We start from the raw sequence: 16977 nt of genomic DNA on the forward strand, positions 1-16977 counted from the left end.
GCGCATCCGCCCCGGTCGCATCCCGCTCACGCCGACTGTGCCGCTGGCAGTTCCACCAGCCAGGGCAGTGCGCCGCGGTCGCTCGCGCCGAGGCGGGCGTAGGCGCTGTAGAGGTGGTTGCCGACCGTGCGGACGGAGAGGGTGAGGCGGTCGGCGATCTGGCGGTTGCTGAGGCCCGCGGCGGCGAGGGTGACGATCTGGCGCTGGCGGGCGGTGAGTTCGCCGAGGACCAGGCCGGACAGGGCCGGGGTGCGGGCGCCCTGGCAGCGGCGGGCGAGGGCGACCGCGCGGGTGCGGGACATGCGGGCGGCGCGCGGGTCGCGGTGGGCGCGGACGGCCTGGGCGTGTGCCTCGGCGGCGAACAGCAGGAAGCCGCGCTGCTCCAGCTCCCCTGCCACCCGGTCCAGTGCGGGTCCGTCGCCGTCGACCAGCGCCTCCGCGTGCCGGGCGAGGACGGCCGGTCCGTCGCCGGGCAGCCGGGCGAGGCGGCCCGCGACGCGCTCGGGAGCGCCGAGGCGCACGGCGTCGTAGAGGACGTAGGCGGCGGGCCTGCCGTCCTCGACGGCGGCTGCGCGGAGTTCCTCGGCGTCCCCGCGCCGGCTCGGTGCCAGCGCCTCGGCCACGGTCGCGCGCGCCGACTCCACGTCGCCGCGGGCCGCCGCGAGCCAGCCGCCCGCGTCGTCGGACGCGGGGCCGGTCAGCGCCTCGTCGGCGGCCGGTACGTCACCGGACTGGGCGGCGGCCAGGGCGAGTTCGGCCGCGCAGGCCCGGTTGCCCGCGGCCTCCCGCAGTCCTTCGCGCGCCCAGGCCGCCGCCTCGCGCAGCTCGCCCCGCAGCCGCGCGAAGCGGGCGCGGACGGCCGCATACCCGGCCGGAACCGGTGCGCCCTCCGCGACCAGCCACTCCCCCACGGGCGTCGGCACCGGGCGTACGTCGGTCCGCTCGATGCGGTCGGTCAGCGCGGCCCGTTCGGCCGCGAGGGCCGGGGCGCACTGGTCCGGGGTGCGGGCCAGCCGCCGGGCCCGGAGCCGCCCGGCGGCGGCGCGCAGCGCGGGACCGTGCAGCGGGTGGCTGAGGCGGACTCCGCCCTGGTCGTCGACGTGGACCAGTGCCTCGGTCTCCAGGCGTTCGAGGACGTCGAGGTCGAAACCGTCCGGCGAGGACGCCAACGGCTCGGCGAACGCGAGGCGTTCGAGGATCTCGCGCTCCTCGGGGCCGGTGTGGTCGAGGACCCGCGCGGTGCGCTCGCGGACCGTCGCGGTGACCGGCACCGGGCCGTGCCACGCCCATTCGCCGGAGTCCGTGGCCCGGGTGAGCAGCCCGCGCTCGCGCACCGCGCCGAACAGGGCGCGCAGCAGCCGCAGATCACCCTGGCAGAGGCGGTCGAGCCGGTTCACGGTGAGGGCGTCCAGCGGGCCGCCCGCACCCGCCGCCAGCAACTGGGCCGTCTCCTCGCGGGGCAGCGGCTCCAGCGCGAGGCGCGGCAGCAACTCCCCTGTCCACAGGCGTGATACGGCGCCGGGCACGGGCTCGCCGTCGGCCACCACGACCACCAGGCGGGTCCGGGAGTGCACGGCGAGCTGGTGCACGAGCGCGGCCGAGGAGTCGTCGAGGAGATGCGCGTCGTCCACGACCAACAGCCGTACGCCGGAAAGGAGTTGGACCGCACGGTGCAGGGAGACACTTTCGGGGAGCAGGTGCGCGAACGCGGCGAAGGGCAGCCCGCGGGTCTCGGGGGTCCCGGTGACCTTGGCACAGTCGCCGCCCCGGACGGCCTCGGTCACGAGCCGGGTCTTGCCCCGGCCGGCCGGACCGGTCACCACGATGCCGTGCCGTCCGGCCGTCAACGAACCCCTGACCAGCTCCAGTTCGTCCTGCCGCCCGGTGAACGGCCAGGGCAGTTCCAGGGTCTTCGCGTCCTGTTCGAAAGTCATCACGCAGATATGAGTCCGGCTACTCAGCCCTGATACAGGGTGACTTGAGTAGCCCTCGACTCAGGCGCCCGGGAACGGTCGACGGCAATCTGGTCGCATGACCACCCGCTACTGCTCCCTCGCGCAGCAGCCGGCCCCGGAGTTCACACCGGGACTGGCCGCCGAGCGGCGCGGTGCGCTCATCGGCGGAAGCCGCATGTGGGTCAACGGGACGGTCCTGCACTACTACTTCTTCGACGCCGACAACGCGGCGGCCACCGACACGTCCGTCATCCCGGTCCCCGGGACCGGCGAGCGGCGGCGGGTTCCGTGGGCCGGTGCCAAGGAGCAGCAGGACGTCGTACGCGAGTGCTTCCGCGAGTGGCGGGGACTCGGGATCGGCGTCGACTTCGCGGAGGTCGGGGACCGTTCGGAGGCGGAGCTGCGCATCGGGTTCCAGCCCGGTGACGGCTCCTGGTCGGCGGTGGGCCGGGACGCGCTCACGGTCGGTCTGTCCGACCGCACCATGAACTTCGGCTGGGACCTGACCGCACCGGGACAGCGCGGTACGGCCCTGCACGAGATCGGGCACGCCCTGGGCATGCTGCACGAGCACCAGAGCCCGTTCGCCGGCATCCACTGGGACGACGAGGCCGTCTACGCCGAGCTGGCGGGCCCGCCGAACTTCTGGAGCCGGGACAGGACACGCTTCAACGTCCTGCGCAAGCTCGACCCGGACGAGGTCAACGGCTCCGTCTGGGACCCGCAGTCGATCATGGAGTACCCGTTCGCGCCGGGACTGATCCTGGAGCCGGAGGAGTACCGCACGGGCCTGCACCCGCACGGCAGCCTCTCCCCCCGCGACAAGGAGTTCGTCCTGCGCTGGTACCCGCCCGTCGGCCCTCCCCGGCCGGCCGGACTGGTGCCGTTCCGGTCGGCGCCGCTGCGCCTGGGTCCGGGTGAGCAGGCCGACTTCGCGATCGAGCCGACACAGACACGCGAGTACGCGGTCGGCTCCTTCGGGGACAGCGACACGGTCGTCGTGGTCTTCGAGGAACGGGACGGCGAACCGCGTTTCCTCGCCGGGCAGGACGACGGGGGCACGCCGCACAACGCCACACTCAAGGTCAGGCTCGTCAAGGGCCGCCGCTACTTCGTCCGTGTGCGTCTGTACTCCACGTGGGGTTCGGGGGAAACCGCGGTGATGTGCTGGTAACAGCATGGGTACAGCCGCATGCGGGCGGACGGACCACAAGTCCGGCGCCGGGGGAAGCGGCCGGAGTTCGTAGCCTTCGGGGGAGGGATACGAGCTCCGGCCACTCGCCATGTCCAACCCGGCCCGCGCTCACGCGAGTTGTGCGCTAGTCGCCCGACTCCATCGGCCGGGCGGGGTCCTTGGACCACTCCTCCAGTGAACCGTCGTACACGGACACGTCCGTACGGCCCAACAGGGTGAGCGCGAGTGCCGCGCCGGCCGCCGAGATGCCTCCGCCGCAGTAGAGGACGACCGGCGAGTCGTCGGTGCGGAGGACCGCGCCGACCCGTGCCGCCAGCTCCTCGGCGGGCAGCACGTGGCCGGACTCGTCGAGGAGAGAGCGGCCCGGAAGGCTGCGGCTCCCGGGGATGTGGCCGCGGCGGCTGTAGCGCGTGGGCGCGGACCCGTCGTAGCCGCCGGTGGGGAGGGCACACACGAGGGTGCCGGAGCGCTCGCCGCGGCTGATCGCGGCCACGTCCTCGATGCCGGACCACAGATCCGGGCGTACGACGGGCGTCACGGGCCGGACTTCCGGAACCGGGTCGACGTCGTCCCCGGAGGCCAGCGGGCGGCCCGCCGATACCCACGCTTCGAGACCGCCGTCCAGGACCGCGGCCGGTACACCGATCGCCCGGAGCATCCACCACAGCCGTGCCGCCCAGATGCCGCCGCCGCTGTCGTAGGAGACGACCTCGCCGCCCTCCCCCACGCCCAGTCGGGCCAGCGCGGCGGCAAGGTCCTCGGGGGTGGGCACGGCGAAGTGGTACGACGCCCCGTGGTCGGAGAGATCGCCGGTCAGGTCGGCGTGTCGCGAGCCGGGCAGGTGCCGCCGCGCCCACGCCTCGCGCCCGCTCGCGGAGCGGTAGTCGCCGTCCTCGCGGGGTGAGGGCAGCAGCGCGGTGGCGTCGAGGACGACCAAGCGGGGGTCGTCGAGGTGGGCGGCGAGCCAGGTGTCGTCGACCAGGGGGCCGGGCAGCAGGGAGGTGGTCATGGCGGGCGATCGTACGCCCGCAACCTGGGCGTCTCACGGCTCGGGCATGGCCATCTCGGATTCCGGACCCCGCTTGCACAGAATCCGGGTGGTGCGGTTATCGTTCGGCCATCTACGCGGGAGCCCCTACCCGGTTGGGCTGAGAGGGCGTCTGGGACCGGCTCGTCGAGAGTCCGGCCCCCATGGGGACGCCGACCGCACCACTCGCGCCTCAGCGCCCGCGTAGGAGTTCACGTGTCCGCAGCAGTCGAGCCTCAGCATCCGGTGATCAACACCCGTGCGCGCCGCTCCTGTTGTTGTCGCACGCTCTGATCCACCGCCGCCGCGCACCCCCTCCCCCTCTCCCTTCAGGCGCCGTCACGCCTGCGCACCTCCCGGAGCACCCCCATGCCGCACATACGGGTCATGCTGGACTATTTCCATCCGTGGCCGAATTCAGCCGGTCTGTACGTCGCCCGTGCCCGCCGCTGGTACGAGGAGGCCGGTCTGGATGTCGAGCTGGTGGTCCAGGATCCGGGACGAGGAGACACGCTGGAGTACCTGGCCCGGGGCGAGGTGGACTTCGGGATCTTCCCGCCGAACCGGCTGCTGACCCGGCGCGCGGAGCACGGCCAGCCGCTGATCGCCGTGTCCGCGATCAACCACCGGGGCCTGGAGGCGATCCAGACCACCACGTCGACCGGCATCACCCGCCCCCGCGACCTGGCGGGCCGCCGCATCGCCTTCAACCCCACTCCGCGCGGCCGGGCCATGGTGCGTCACCTGGTGGCGGCCGACGGCGGCGACCCGGACGCCGTGATCGGCGTGGACGCGGGCAGCCGGGAGCTGACCGTCGACGACATCGTGGCGGGCGAGGCGGACGCGACCTTCGGCAACTACTGGTCCTGGGACGCCCTGCGCGGCGATCTGCCCGAGGAGCAACGCCTCACCTGGCCGGTCGACGAGATCGGCGCTCCGCGCTACCACAGCTACCTGCTCGGCACGAACGAGGACCTGCTCGCCCAACGCCCGTCTCTCGTACGGGACTTCCTCGCCGTCACCGCACGCGGCTACACGGCCGCCGCCCAGGAGCCGGACGCCACGCTGGAGTTGCTGGAGCGGGTCATCCCGTACTTCCCGCGCCCGCTGATCGCCCGCTCCCTCGCCCTCATCGCGCCCACCTGGACGGACCCGGACGGCCGCTGGGGGGTCATCGACGAGAGCCGGATGGGCCCGTACGCGCACTGGCTCGCGGAGAACGGCGCGATCCCGGACGACCGCGACTGGGCGCGGTCGTTCACCAACGGCCTGCTGGACGTGGCCACATGAGAACCCTGGCCTGCCAGGCGAGGTCGCTGACCCGGCGGCTCGCCGTCGACTTCATGCGGGTGGGCAGCGCGCTGTGTCGGCCGTGACCGGACCGACCCGCCAGCCCTCCCACCCCTCGAAGGACCCGACATGCATCGCCGAACCGCCCTGTCCGCCATGGCCGCGACCGCGCTCCTCGCGGTCACCGGCTGCTCCGCCGACTCCACGGCCGCCACGAAGGACGGCACCACGACCGTCACCCTCGCCCTGGACTGGACGCCCAACACCAACCACACCGGCATCTACGTCGCCCAGGCCAAGGGCTGGTTCAAAGCCGCCGGGATCAACGTCAAGATCCTGCCGTACGGCTCGACCGCACCCGAGACGCTGATCGCCAACCACAAGGCGGACTTCGGCATTTCGTACCAGGAGGGTGTCACCACCGCCCGTGCGGCCGGACAGGACATCACCTCCGTCTACGCGGTGACGCAGAAGACCGACGTGACGATCGCGGTGCGCGCCGACCGGCACGACATCACCTCGCCGAAGGACCTCGACGGCAAGACGTACGCCGGTTTCGGCGCGCCGTACGAGAAGCCGCTGCTGCGGAGGGTGATCCAGAACGCGGGCGGCAAGGGCGAGTTCAAGCAGGTCACCCTCAACACCTCGGCGTACGCGGCGCTTTACGCGGGCCAGGCGGACTTCGCGATGCCGATGCCGACCTGGGAGGGCCTGGAAGCGAAGCTGAAGGGCAAGTCGCTCAAGAACTTCCAGCTGTCCGACTACGGCTTCCCCGCGATCTACTCGACGCTCATCGCGTCCTCGGACCAATTCCTCAGGAAGAACCCCGAGGTCGCGCGGAAATTCCTGACCGCCGTCGACAAGGGCTACCGCTACGCCGCCGAACACCCTGACCAGGCAGCCGACTTGCTCATCACCGCCAACAGGAGCGTGCTCACCAACACCGAGCTGGTGAAGGAGAGCGAGCGACTGCTCGCCAAGGAGTACTACAAGGGCGCGGACGGTTCCATCGGCACGCAGAGCGCCGCGCGCTGGCAGGCCTTCGCGGACTTCGAGTACACGGCGGGGCTGCTTGTCGACGCGAACGGCAAGAAGCTGACGGCCACCCCGAAGGCGTCGACGTTCTTCACCAACGCGTATCTTCCGGACGCCAAGTGAGACCTCTCCTGCGGTCGTTGTGGCCGCCGCTCCTCGTGCTGACCGTGGTCCTCGGCGGCTGGCAGCTGTACGTCACCGCCGCCGGCGTCGATCCCACGATGCTTCCCTCGCCCGCCCGGGTCGTGGAGCAGGGCTGGCTGAACCGCCAGGACCTGTGGGACCAGACGCTCCCCACCCTCCAGGAGACGCTGCTCGGCTTCGCGCTGTCGTTCGCGGCGGCCTGGCTGGTGGCCGTGCTCCTCGACTTCTCCTCGGCGGCCCGCCGGGGCCTGTACCCGCTGCTGGTCGCCTCGCAGACGATCCCGATCGTGGCCGTGGCACCGCTGCTGATCATCTGGTTCGGCTTCGGGCTGCTGCCGAAGATGCTGGTGGTGACGCTGACCACGTTCTTCCCGCTCGCCGCGAACCTCGCGGCCGGCTTCGCGGCGACCGACCGTGAGGCGATGCGGCTGCTGCGCTCGCTGGGCGCGGGCCGCCTGCGGACGTTCCGCCTGGTCCGGGTGCCGAGCGCGATGCCGTACTTCTTCGCCGGGCTGCGCGTGAGCATCACCTACGCCGTCGTCGGCGCCATGTTCGCCGAGTACGCGGGCGCGGAGGCGGGCCTCGGGATCTATATGCAGGCCCAGAAGAGCGCGTTCCGCACCGACTTGGTGTTCGCGGCGGTCGCGGTGACGGCCGCGCTGGGCATCGCCCTGTTCGGGGCGACCTATCTGCTGCAACGGCTGGTCCTGCCGTGGGAGCGGGCGTCGAAGGAGGACAAGGCGTCATGAGCGGTCTCCGTATCGAGGGCGTCGGCAAGTCCTTCGGCCCGCTTGAGGTCCTGCGCGACCTCGAACTCGCTGTGGAACCCGGCGAGTTCGCTGCCGTGATCGGCCCGAGCGGCAGCGGCAAGAGCACCCTCTTCAACCTGGTCTCCGGCCTGGACCGCCCCACGTCGGGCCGGGTCCTGGTGGAGGGCGAACCGGCCGGGGTGGAGTCCGGCAAGGTGGCGTACATGCCGCAGAAGGACCTGCTGTTCCCGTGGCGGACCGTGCTCGACAACACGGCACTGGGCCTTGAGGCGCGGGGAGTCGGGAAGAAGGAGGCGCGGCGCCGGGCCGACGCCCTCTTCCCGGACTTCGGCCTCGACGGCTTCCAGAAGGCGTACCCGTCGCAGCTCAGCGGCGGTATGCGGCAACGAGCGGCCCTGCTCCGTACGGTGGTGCTGGAGCGGCCCGTCCTCCTGCTGGACGAGCCGTTCGGCGCGCTGGACTCCCTCACCCGGACCGAGATGCAGCTGTGGCTGGCCGGCATGTGGCAGCGCCATCGCTGGACGGTCGTCCTGGTCACCCATGACATCCGCGAGGCGGTCCTGCTCGCGGACACGGTCCATGTCCTGTCCCCGCGCCCGGCCACGATCGTCGACCGCGTCGAGGTCCCGCTGGCCCGCCCGCGCGGCGCCGACGACTTCACGAACCCGGACTTCGCGTCGACCGAACGCCGCGTCCTGGACGCCCTGCGCGGTACAACGGCGGTGCGGACAGCATGAGTTCACTCCTCGCCCACGGCCTCGGCACCGACCCGGTCGAACCCGACTGGCCGCCCCTGACCGACGCCGAGGTCACCGACATCGTGGGCCCGGCCCGCGTGGTGTGGCGCAGCCCGCGCCCCCTGTCGGCGGCGGCCGTCGTGGAGCGGTCCGACCGCCGCCTCTTCGTGAAACGCCACCACACCTCCGTCCGCACCCCGGAGGGCCTGACCGAGGAACACTCCTTCCTACGACACCTGCGGCTGCGCGGCGCCCCGGTCGTCGAGGTGCTGGACCTGGCGACGCGCGGCGAGTGGACGTACGAGGTCCACTCGGCCGGAGCCGGCATCGACCTCTACCGCGACGCCCTGTCCTGGTCCCCGTTCCGCTCCCCGGCCCACGCGCGGGCCGCCGGCGAGGCGCTGGCCCGTCTGCACCTGGCGGCGGAGGGCTTCGACGCACCGCGCCGCCAAGTGCAGCCGCTGGTGGCGTCGTTCACCGTGTTCGCGTCCCCGGACCCCCGGACAGCGCTGGAGCGCTACGTCGACGAACGCCCCCAACTGGCGAAGGGGCTGGCGGACTTCCCGTGGCGGGAGGACACGCACCGCGTCCTACTCCCCCTCCATGAGCGTCTGGCCCCCCACCTCCCGGGCCTCACCCCCCTCTGGACCCACAACGACTGGCACGCCTCGAACCTCCTCTGGAACAAGGACGGTTCGGTGGCGACGGCCCTGGATTTCGGCATGAGCGACCGCACGACCGCCGTCCACGACCTGGCCACTGCCCTCGAACGCAACACGGTCCAGTGGCTCCGGCCCGGGTTCCCGGTCCGCGACGCCGACGCCGTCGCACTCCTGGAGGGCTATCAGTCGGTACGCCCGCTCACCCCGGCCGAGTCGAAGGCGCTCCCGGCCCTGCTCCCCCTGGTCCACGCCGAGTTCGCCCTCTCCGAACTGGGCTACTTCCACGGCGTCACCCGCTCGACGGAGAACACCCGTCTGGCGTACGAGTACTACGTGGGGCACGCGGAATGGTTCTCCGGGGAGAGCGGACGCCGTCTGCTGGACCTGGTGCGGCGCTAACCGACCGACAGCTCACGGGTGAAGACGACCCGGGGCACGCCCGCCCCGTCGTAGTCCTCGACCACCCGCGCGTCGAACCCGAGCGACCGATGAAAGGCGATCGACCCCTCATTGGTGACCGAGGTGATCGCCTTGAGACGAACGGCCCCCTGCCGCCCGGCAGCCTCGATGAACGCCCCGTAGAGCCTCCGCCCGAGCCCGATACCGCGCGCGTCGTCCCGGGTCGCCACCAGATGCACATACCCGAGCCGATCCGGCGTGACGAACCCGAAGATGTATCCGCGAATCCCGTCCCCGTCCCGAGCGACCAGACAGGTGGCCCCGAACTCCCGCACCATCGCGGAGAGATGAAGCGCACGCAGGTCACGGTCTCCCCAGTAGCGGGGGTGGTCCCTCAGGATCTGGTGGAGGTCGGTGACATCGGCGGGGACGATACGGACGGCCATGACATCGATCATGGCAGAGACCCCAGTACTCGAAGAGGAGACGGGACATGATCACGGGTTACGTGCTCGGTGAAAGCCTGCGCCCCGGCGCCGTGTTCGCGCCGCACGGCCTGCGCATCCGCAAGGTCGAGCGGACCGACGTGTCCGGCATCGCCACCGCGGGCCAGCCGGCCCTCTGGACGCTCGTCGAGTGGGAGGCCGAGGACGAGGACGCGGCCGGTCCGATCGCGGAGGCGCTCGCCGATGCTTTGGAGCCCGACCTCGGCTGGTACGCGGACTTCACGGTCGGGGACGAGCGGGTGGTCGTGTTCGCGGGAAAGGTGTTCCGGTATCGGCGCGGCGACGCAGCGGGCCGCGCCGAAGCCGTGGCGTACGGGCGGGCGGTGGGGACCCCCGAGCATCAGCTCGACTGGAAGGAGTGACCCCGGCGGTGCCATTCCCGGGCCAGGAGTTCGTAGGAGCGGACTCGGTCCTTGTGGTCGTGGGTGATGGTGGTGAGGAGCAACTCGTCGGCGCCGGTGGCCTCTTGGAGTTGTTCGAGGTGGTCGGCGACTCGGGTGGGTGAGCCGACGAACTGGGTGTCCACGCGGTCCTGGACCAGCGCGCGGTCCTCGTCGGTCCAGACGTGGGCGCGGGCCTCGTCCGGGGTGGGGAACTGGATGGCGCCCTCGGCCGTGCGGATGGAGCGCACCCACAGGCCGTAGCCGGTGGCGAGTTCGCGGGCCGTCTCGTCGTCCTCGGCCACGACGATGTCGGCCGAGACGCTGACGTACGGCTCGTCGAGGACGCCGGACGGCTGGAACGCGGCGCGGTAACCGTCCGCCGCCTCAAGGACGGTGGCCGGGCTGACGTGGTAATTCGCCGCGAAGCGAAGGCCGTTGCGGCCCGCGACCTCGGCGCTCGTGCCTCCGCTGCTGCCCAGGATCCACACCTGGACGTCGGCACCCTCGCCCGGTACGACGTGGGCCTCGACGCCCTCCGGTGAGCGGTAGGTGCCGGCCAGCAGGGCGAGGACGTCGTCGATCTGCTCGGCGTAGTCCTGGGACGTGGCACCGGGCAGCAGGAGCAGTTTGCGCTGAAGGGCGATCCTCGGTGAGCCGAGGAGGCGTTCGAAGGAGAAACGGGGCGGGATGCGCAGGCCGTTGGGGGCCCGGCCGTCGACGACCGGGGTCGCCCCCGGGAGCGGCGGCGAGGGACGGCCGCCGGAGCGGCCGAGGCCCAGGTCGAAGCGCCCGGGGTGCAGCGCGTCGATCAGGCCGAACTCCTCGACCGTGGACAGCGCGGTGCGGTGACCGAGCTGTACGGCGCCGGAGCCGAGCCGGATCGTGGAGGTCGCGGCGGCCGTCAGCGCCAGGACGACCGCGGGCGACGTGCCCGCGACGCCCGGGTTGAGGTGGTGCTCGGCGAACCAGTAGCGGGCGTATCCGAACTCCTCGGCCCTGCGCGCGAGTTCGATGGAGTTGCGCAGGGCCTCGGGCGCGGTGGAGCCGGAGGAGATCGGTACCAGGTCGAGGACGCCGAGGGGGATGGACATGGGCTCGCTCATTCCTCAGTGGCCGGCCGGTACGGGCCGGGGCAGGACCGGTCCCCACTCGAACGGCGGGTCCGGGATGTCCTTGCGCAGCACGGGAGTCACCGCCGACTGGAAGAGTTCGAGTGACGCCCGGTGCTGATGATCCGTCAACCCGCCGGCGTCCGCGTGGAGATGGAGCACGGTGTGCCCGAACTCCTCGTGGTAGCGGTGCACCTTGTCGATGACCTGCTGCGGGCTGCCGATGAGCGCGGAGCTGCGCTCGACGTAGTCCTCCAGGGTCTCGAAGACGACGGGCAGGCCCACCTGTTTCTGGAAGGCGAGGTTGCTCTCGAAGACGGGCCGGTAGGCGGCCAGCGCCTCCTGGGTGGTGGGCGCGACGTAGAGCCCCGCCGTGCCCGCGCCGACCGCGATGTCGGCCGGGTCGTGGCCGTAGTGCTCCCAGCGCTCACGGTAGTAACGGATCAACTCGGCATACGGCTCGATGGGGTTGGTCACGTTCGCGGAGAACAGCGGGTCGCCGTAGCGGGCGGCGAGGTCGACGCTCTCCCTGCTCGTCGCGCTGCCGTGCCAGACGCGGACGGGCTGCTGGTACGGCCGCGGCCACACCTCCGCGTCCTTGAGTTCGGGGCGGAAGCGGGTCTTCGCCGTCACCTTGTCCTGGCGCCAGAGCCGCCGGAACACCTCGTAGCTCTCGGCGTTGCGCTCCCACTGGTCCTCGGGCGTGACGTGGAACAGCTCACGCTGGGCCGTGCCGTTGCCCTTGCCGATGATCAGGTCGAGGCGTCCGCCGGAGAGATGGTCGAGCGTGGCGTAGTCCTCGTAGGCCCGGACGGGGTCCAGCAGACTCAGCGTGGTGACGGCCGTGAAGAGGCGGATGCGGCGGGTCAGCGCGGCGATGTGACTGAGGACCACCGTCGGCGAGGAGGAGATGAAGGGCCGTTCGTGCCGCTCCCCCACGCCGAACCCGTCGAAGCCCAACTCCTCGGCCAGCAGGGCGTTGTCGAGGACTTCGCGGAAGCGTTCGTGCGTCGGCTTCCGGACGCCGGTGACCGGGTCGGGGCGGTGGACGATGAGGGTGATCGCGAGGAACCTCACGAGGCCGCCCGTTCCTCGCGCACGTCGTCGGGGTGCGCCAGGCCGAGGTGGTCGCGCAGGGTCGGGCCCTCGTACTCGGTGCGGAAGACGCCCTGTTCCTGGAGGAGCGGGACGACCTTGTCAGCGAACGGGTCGAGGCCGGTCGGGGTGATGTGCGGGACGAGGATGAAGCCGTCGCTGGCATCGGCCTGCACGAAGTCGTTGATGGTTTTGGCGACGGTGGACGGGGAGCCGATGAAGGCCTGCCGGTTGCCGGTCTCGATGACCAGGTCGCGGATGGACCAGCCGTTCGCCTCCGCCAGCTCACGCCACTCGCGGGCGGTCGCCAACGGGTCGCGGTACATGCGGACTTGGGCCCGGCCCTTGGAGATGTGGTTGTCGCTGACGTCCGGGTCGATCTCGGGCAGCGGGCCGTCCGGGTCGTAGGACGACAGGTCCCGGTTCCAGACGAACTCCAGGTGCTTGATGGCCGTGGCGCCGCTGACCTGCTGGCGGCGCACCTCCTTCGCGAGGTCCTCGGCCTCGGCGTCGGTGTCGCCGAGGACGAAGGTCGCGGCCGGGAGGATGAGCAACTGGTCCGGCCTGCGGCCGTACTTGGCGAGGCGGGACTTGACGTCGGTGTAGAACGCCTGCCCCTGGTCGAGGGTGCTGTACCGGCTGAAGATGGCGTCCGCGCTGGACGCGGCGAACTCGCGGCCCTCGTCGGAGTCGCCCGCCTGGAAGATCACCGGGCGGCCCTGCGGGGAGCGCGGGACGTTGAACTGGCCCTGGATGTCGAAGTGCCGGCCCTGGTGGACGAAGGCGCCGGCCTTGGCGTCGCTCAGGAAGGTACCGGTCGCCTGGTCGGCGACGATCTCGTCGCCGTGCCAGGAGTCGAAGAGTTCCTGGGTGGTGGCCAGGAACTCCTTGGCCCGGGAGTAGCGCTCGTCCTGCGGCAGGAAGCCGCCGCGCCGGAAGTTCTCGCCGGTGAACGCGTCCCAGGAGGTGACGACGTTCCACGCCGCGCGACCGCCGGAGAGATGGTCGAGGCTGGCGAACTGGCGGGCCACCTCGTAGGGCTCGTTGAACGTGGAGTTGATGGTGCCGGTCAGGCCGAGGTGTTCGGTGACGGCGGCGAGCGCGGCGAGCACCGTGAAGGTGTCGGGGCGGCCGACCACGTCCAAGTCGTAGATCTTTCCGCCCTGTTCGCGCAGCCGGAGGCCCTCGGCGAGGAAGAGGAAGTCGAACTTGGCGCGCTCGGCGGTCCGCGCGAAGTGCGCGAAGGAGCTGAACTCGATGTGGCTGCCGGCCGCGGGGTCGCTCCACACGGTGGTGTTGTTGACGCCGGGGAAGTGGGCGGCCAGGTGGATCTGCTTCAGGGGCTTGCTCATGGCGTACGGTCCTCCGGCTCAGGCGGTGGCTGCGGCAGCGGCGTAGCGGTTGGCGGGGCGGGCGAGCCCCAGCAGTCCGCGCAGGGTGTCGGCCTCGTAGGCCTGGCGGAAGGCGCCCCGGCGCTGGAGCTCGGGAACCAGCTTCCGCGTGATCGCCGGGAGGTCGTGCCCGGCGACGGCGGGCCGCAGCCGGAAGCCGCTCAGGCCTGCCGCCTGCAACTCCTGGAGCAGATCGGCGAGTTGGGCGGCCGTCCCGGCGAAGATGCGGGCGTCGCTGGTGTACGGCTCCCCCGCGAGGGCGTCGAGGCGTTCGCGGCGGGCCACCGCCGTGGCCTCGTCGTCGTCGAGGAAGACCACCAAGTCGCCGAAGATGTGCAGGAGTTCGGAGGCGCGGCCCGCGGTCTGCTGCTCCGCGCGGATCTCGGCGACGATCGCGCGGGCGTCGTCGGTGTCCCGCGGGGTGACATAGCCGATGTCGGTGGCGCGGGCCACCAGCCGGTACGGGATCGTCTGGTGGGCCAGGGAGCTGACGATCGGCTGGCCCTGCGGCGGCCGGGGCGTGATGGAAGGGCCCTTGACGCTGAAGTGCCGGCCCTCGAAGTCGATGTAGTGGAGCTTGTCCCGGTCCACGAAGCGGCCGGTGGCGACGTCCCGGATCTCGGCGTCGTCCTCCCAGCTGTCCCAGAGGCGGCGCACGACCTCGACGTAGTCGGCGGCCTCGTCGAAGTGCTCGGCCAGCCGCTCCTGTCCGGCCTCGGTCCTGAGGCTCTCCAGGCTGATCGGCGGGAACGTGCGGCGGCCGAAGTGGTCGGCCTCGTGCGGGCGGGCGGAGAGCTGCACGCGCAGGCCCGCGCGGCCGGTGCTGACGTAGTCGAGGGTGGCGATCGCCTTGGATATGTGGAACGGCTCTGTGTGCGTGGACACCACCGTCGGGACCAGTCCTATGTGGCTGGTGAGGGGCGCGATACGGGCCGCGATGAGGACGGCGTCGAGGCGTCCGCGGACCTGGTCGGTGCGGCCGTCCAGCTCGCCGTAGTGCGAGGACTGGAGGCCGAGGCCGTCCTCGAAGGTGACGAAGTCGAGCAGACCGCGCTCAGCCTCGGCGGCCTGGTCGGCCCAGTAGGCGGCGGTGAACAGATCCCGGGGCCGGGCCACCGGCTCGCGCCAGGAGGCCGGGTGCCAGCCGGTGCCGTCGAGGGCGACGGCCAGATGCAGGGGAGGAACGGAGGTCGATGACACGAGGGTGCCTTCCTGGAGATCCGTACGAGATCGCCGGCCCTCGGGACGGGGCGCACGGCGGCTGGGGAAAGTCAGGGGCGACAGAGAGCGCCGGCCGTGCGCAGCAGGTCGATGTGCTGCCGCGTGGTGAGACGCACGCCGAGGATGGATGCGCCACACATGTGCTCCACCTCCACGGATTCCGGCTTCATTGGGGGCAACGGCATGCCTATGCCGTTTCTTCCGGATCGGCCGCGGATTCTCGCGACCCGGCGGAGACGGTCGGACCCGTGCGCCGGATGAGGGAGAAGAGCGTGCGGGCGCGCAAGGTGAAGCCGATCGACTCGTAGAGCCGGATCGCGTGGGTGTTGTTCGCGGCGGCGTGCAGGAAGGGGTGGTCGCCGCGCTCCTTGATGCCTGCGGCGACGGCGCGGACGAGGCGGGTGGCGAGGCCCCGGCCGCGGTGGTCGGGGTCGGTGCACACAGCGCTGATCTCGGTCCAGCCCGGCGGGTGGAGGCGTTCCCCGGCCAGGGCGACGAGGCGGCCCTCGTGGCGGATGCCGAGGTAGGTGCCCAGCTCGACGGTGCGGGGCAGGTAGGGGCCGGGTTCGGTGCGGGCGACCAGGTCGAGGATCTCGGGGACGTCCGCGGCGCCGAGGAGCACGGCCTCGGGGTCGGGCTCGGCCCGCAGCCCGGTGTCCACGAGTTGGACGCCCTTTCCGCTGCGGACGATCTCCCAGCCGTCCGGGGCCTCGGTCACCCCGCGCACGGAGGCTGCGCCGCCGGGGCCGACGAGCGCGGCGAGGTCCGCCCAGGCGCGCGGGTCGTCGTTGTCGGTGATGGCGTGGAAGCCGGCCACGTCGGAGGGGTAGCGGGCGGCGCGGCCGACGCGTTCGGCGAAGTGGGAGTGCGGGCCGGTGAGCGCGGCCCATGCCGGGTTGTCCAGGATGTGGGACGTGGAGGTGGTGGTTTCGATACTGGCGGTGGCAGACATCGGGTGACGGCTCCGGTACTGGTCGCACGGGCGGGGACCCCGCTGCGCTGCGGCGGGGTCCCCTTGCGGAGAGGGTCGGTCAGGAGTCGGTCAGCGGCAGTCCGGGCGGGTTGACCTCGGACTTGGCGACGGCCTCGTTGGAGAGGTTCCAGGCGGCCAGCCACTTGGCGTACTGGCCGTTCTTGATCAGGTAGTTGAGGGCGTCGGCGAGGGGCTTGGCGAGGCCGCTGTTCTTCTTCGCGGTGGCCGCGATCAGGCCCTGGAGGGAGGAGCCGGCGCCGGAGTAGGTGCCCGCGTTGCGGACCGCCTTGGCCGTGCCCTTGGTGGAGGAGACCTGGTAGGCGACCGAGGGGTTCGGGGCGAGGTAGGCGTCGATCTTCCCGGAGGCCAGCGCGAGGTAGGTGCTGTTGTTGTCCTGGAAGTACTTGACGGTGAGCGCCTTCTTGCCTTCGGCGGCCAGCTTCTTCTTCCACTCCAGGAGGATGCGCTCCTGGTTGGTGCCGGCGCCCACGGCGACGGTCTTGCCGGCGAGGTTCTCGTAATCGCCGTCGAAGTTCCAGGAGTTGCTCGCCTTCACGGCGAAGCCGAGGTTGTCCTCGCGGTAGGAGGCGAACTCGTACTTCGCCTTGCGCTCCTCGGTGTCGGTGACGTTGGAGAAGGCGACGTCGACCTTGCCGCTGTCCAGGCCGATGAAGAGGTTCTCCCAGGTGGAGTTCTTCAGCTCCGGCTTGAGACCGAGGACGGCGGCGACGAGACGGCTGATGTCGGCCTCGGAGCCGGTGAGCGTCTTCTGGTCGGAGCCGACGTAGCCGAGCGGCGGGGAGCCGGCCGGGAGGAAGCCGACGCCGATCTCCAGTTTGCCGCTCTTCGCGATCGCCTTGGGCAACTCGGCGCTGATCGACTTCACTTCGGCGACCTTGAGGGTCGCCTCCTTGGCGGCGCCGTTGGAGAGCGCGCCCACGGTGACCGTGCCGGCCGCGCTGTCGGTGGTGGTGGCCGCGTCGCTGTCGCCGCCGCAGGCCGCGAGCCCGCCGGCGAGGGAAGCGAGGACGGTTCCCGCGGTGAGTCCGCGAGTGAGTCTGCTGCGAAGGCTGAGCGGAGACATG

Annotated in this window: 16 protein-coding genes; 7 read left to right on the forward strand and 9 right to left on the reverse strand. The window is 71.6% G+C overall.

Annotated elements, in window-relative coordinates; translation table 11 throughout:
- Positions 1–26: 26 nt before the first annotated feature.
- Entirely contained in the window at positions 27–1934 is a 1908-nt protein-coding gene (locus tag ACIRB1_RS02205; RefSeq protein WP_352181220.1) for a LuxR C-terminal-related transcriptional regulator, read from the reverse strand.
- A gap of 97 nt (positions 1935–2031) precedes the next feature.
- On the opposite strand from ACIRB1_RS02205, the gene ACIRB1_RS02210 reads away from it, so the two are divergent.
- Complete coding sequence (locus ACIRB1_RS02210) at positions 2032–3129, forward strand: M12 family metallopeptidase (protein ID WP_352181219.1); 1098 nt, start codon at positions 2032–2034, stop codon at positions 3127–3129.
- A gap of 145 nt (positions 3130–3274) precedes the next feature.
- On the opposite strand, the gene ACIRB1_RS02215 is transcribed toward ACIRB1_RS02210, so the two are convergent.
- A complete protein-coding gene (locus tag ACIRB1_RS02215; RefSeq protein WP_352181218.1) occupies positions 3275–4159 on the reverse strand; it encodes a rhodanese-like domain-containing protein in 885 nt (294 codons plus the stop codon).
- Positions 4160–4546: 387 nt separating this feature from the next.
- Here ACIRB1_RS02215 and ACIRB1_RS02220 point away from each other — a divergent pair, with 387 nt between their 5' ends.
- The 5 genes from ACIRB1_RS02220 (at position 4547) to ACIRB1_RS02240 (ending at position 9214) form a co-directional block, all read left to right on the forward strand.
- A complete protein-coding gene (locus ACIRB1_RS02220; RefSeq protein WP_352181217.1) occupies positions 4547–5467 on the forward strand; it encodes an ABC transporter substrate-binding protein in 921 nt (306 codons plus the stop codon).
- Positions 5468–5596: 129 nt separating this feature from the next.
- Positions 5597–6625, forward strand: coding sequence for an ABC transporter substrate-binding protein (locus ACIRB1_RS02225; RefSeq protein WP_403464271.1), 1029 nt, complete (start codon positions 5597–5599; stop codon positions 6623–6625).
- A complete protein-coding gene (locus ACIRB1_RS02230; protein WP_403464272.1) occupies positions 6622–7395 on the forward strand; it encodes an ABC transporter permease in 774 nt (257 codons plus the stop codon). Before ACIRB1_RS02225 ends, ACIRB1_RS02230 begins: the two co-directional genes overlap by 4 nt.
- Positions 7392–8153 (forward strand): ABC transporter ATP-binding protein, encoded by a 762-nt coding sequence (locus tag ACIRB1_RS02235; protein WP_352181214.1) that lies wholly within the window; start codon positions 7392–7394, stop codon positions 8151–8153. Before ACIRB1_RS02230 ends, ACIRB1_RS02235 begins: the two co-directional genes overlap by 4 nt.
- Positions 8150–9214 carry a phosphotransferase enzyme family protein gene (locus ACIRB1_RS02240; protein WP_403464273.1) on the forward strand — a complete coding sequence of 355 codons (1065 nt, stop codon included), beginning with the start codon at positions 8150–8152 and terminating at the stop codon, positions 9212–9214. Before ACIRB1_RS02235 ends, ACIRB1_RS02240 begins: the two co-directional genes overlap by 4 nt.
- Here ACIRB1_RS02240 and ACIRB1_RS02245 read toward each other — a convergent pair.
- Positions 9211–9660 (reverse strand): GNAT family N-acetyltransferase, encoded by a 450-nt coding sequence (locus ACIRB1_RS02245; protein ID WP_352181212.1) that lies wholly within the window; start codon positions 9658–9660, stop codon positions 9211–9213. The two genes, ACIRB1_RS02240 and ACIRB1_RS02245, sit on opposite strands and share 4 nt — an antisense overlap.
- Positions 9661–9707: 47 nt before the next feature.
- Between ACIRB1_RS02245 and ACIRB1_RS02250 the strand changes: the two genes are divergently transcribed.
- Positions 9708–10082: a hypothetical protein gene (locus ACIRB1_RS02250; protein WP_403464274.1), complete on the forward strand. Its 375-nt coding sequence runs from the start codon at positions 9708–9710 to the stop codon at positions 10080–10082.
- Here the strand turns inward: ACIRB1_RS02250 and ACIRB1_RS02255 are convergent.
- From ACIRB1_RS02255 to ACIRB1_RS02280, 6 genes are all read right to left on the reverse strand, one after another.
- Positions 10061–11194 carry an LLM class flavin-dependent oxidoreductase gene (locus ACIRB1_RS02255; protein ID WP_403464275.1) on the reverse strand — a complete coding sequence of 378 codons (1134 nt, stop codon included), beginning with the start codon at positions 11192–11194 and terminating at the stop codon, positions 10061–10063. The two genes, ACIRB1_RS02250 and ACIRB1_RS02255, sit on opposite strands and share 22 nt — an antisense overlap.
- Positions 11195–11209: 15 nt before the next feature.
- Complete coding sequence (locus ACIRB1_RS02260) at positions 11210–12289, reverse strand: LLM class flavin-dependent oxidoreductase (RefSeq protein WP_352181209.1); 1080 nt, start codon at positions 12287–12289, stop codon at positions 11210–11212.
- On the reverse strand, positions 12286–13659 hold the full coding sequence (locus tag ACIRB1_RS02265) for an NtaA/DmoA family FMN-dependent monooxygenase (protein ID WP_352181208.1): 1374 nt from the start codon (positions 13657–13659) through the stop codon (positions 12286–12288). The genes ACIRB1_RS02260 and ACIRB1_RS02265 overlap by 4 nt, the downstream gene beginning before the upstream one ends.
- Positions 13660–13677: 18 nt before the next feature.
- Positions 13678–14898 carry an LLM class flavin-dependent oxidoreductase gene (locus ACIRB1_RS02270; protein WP_352181207.1) on the reverse strand — a complete coding sequence of 407 codons (1221 nt, stop codon included), beginning with the start codon at positions 14896–14898 and terminating at the stop codon, positions 13678–13680.
- A gap of 208 nt (positions 14899–15106) precedes the next feature.
- Entirely contained in the window at positions 15107–15871 is a 765-nt protein-coding gene (locus ACIRB1_RS02275) for a GNAT family N-acetyltransferase (RefSeq protein WP_352181206.1), read from the reverse strand.
- A gap of 79 nt (positions 15872–15950) precedes the next feature.
- On the reverse strand, positions 15951–16976 hold the full coding sequence (locus ACIRB1_RS02280) for an ABC transporter substrate-binding protein (RefSeq protein ID WP_352181205.1): 1026 nt from the start codon (positions 16974–16976) through the stop codon (positions 15951–15953).
- Position 16977 lies beyond the last annotated feature (1 nt).

Source organism: Streptomyces sp. NPDC096013 (assembly GCF_044763565.1).
Classification (GTDB): Bacteria; Actinomycetota; Actinomycetes; order Streptomycetales; family Streptomycetaceae; genus Streptomyces.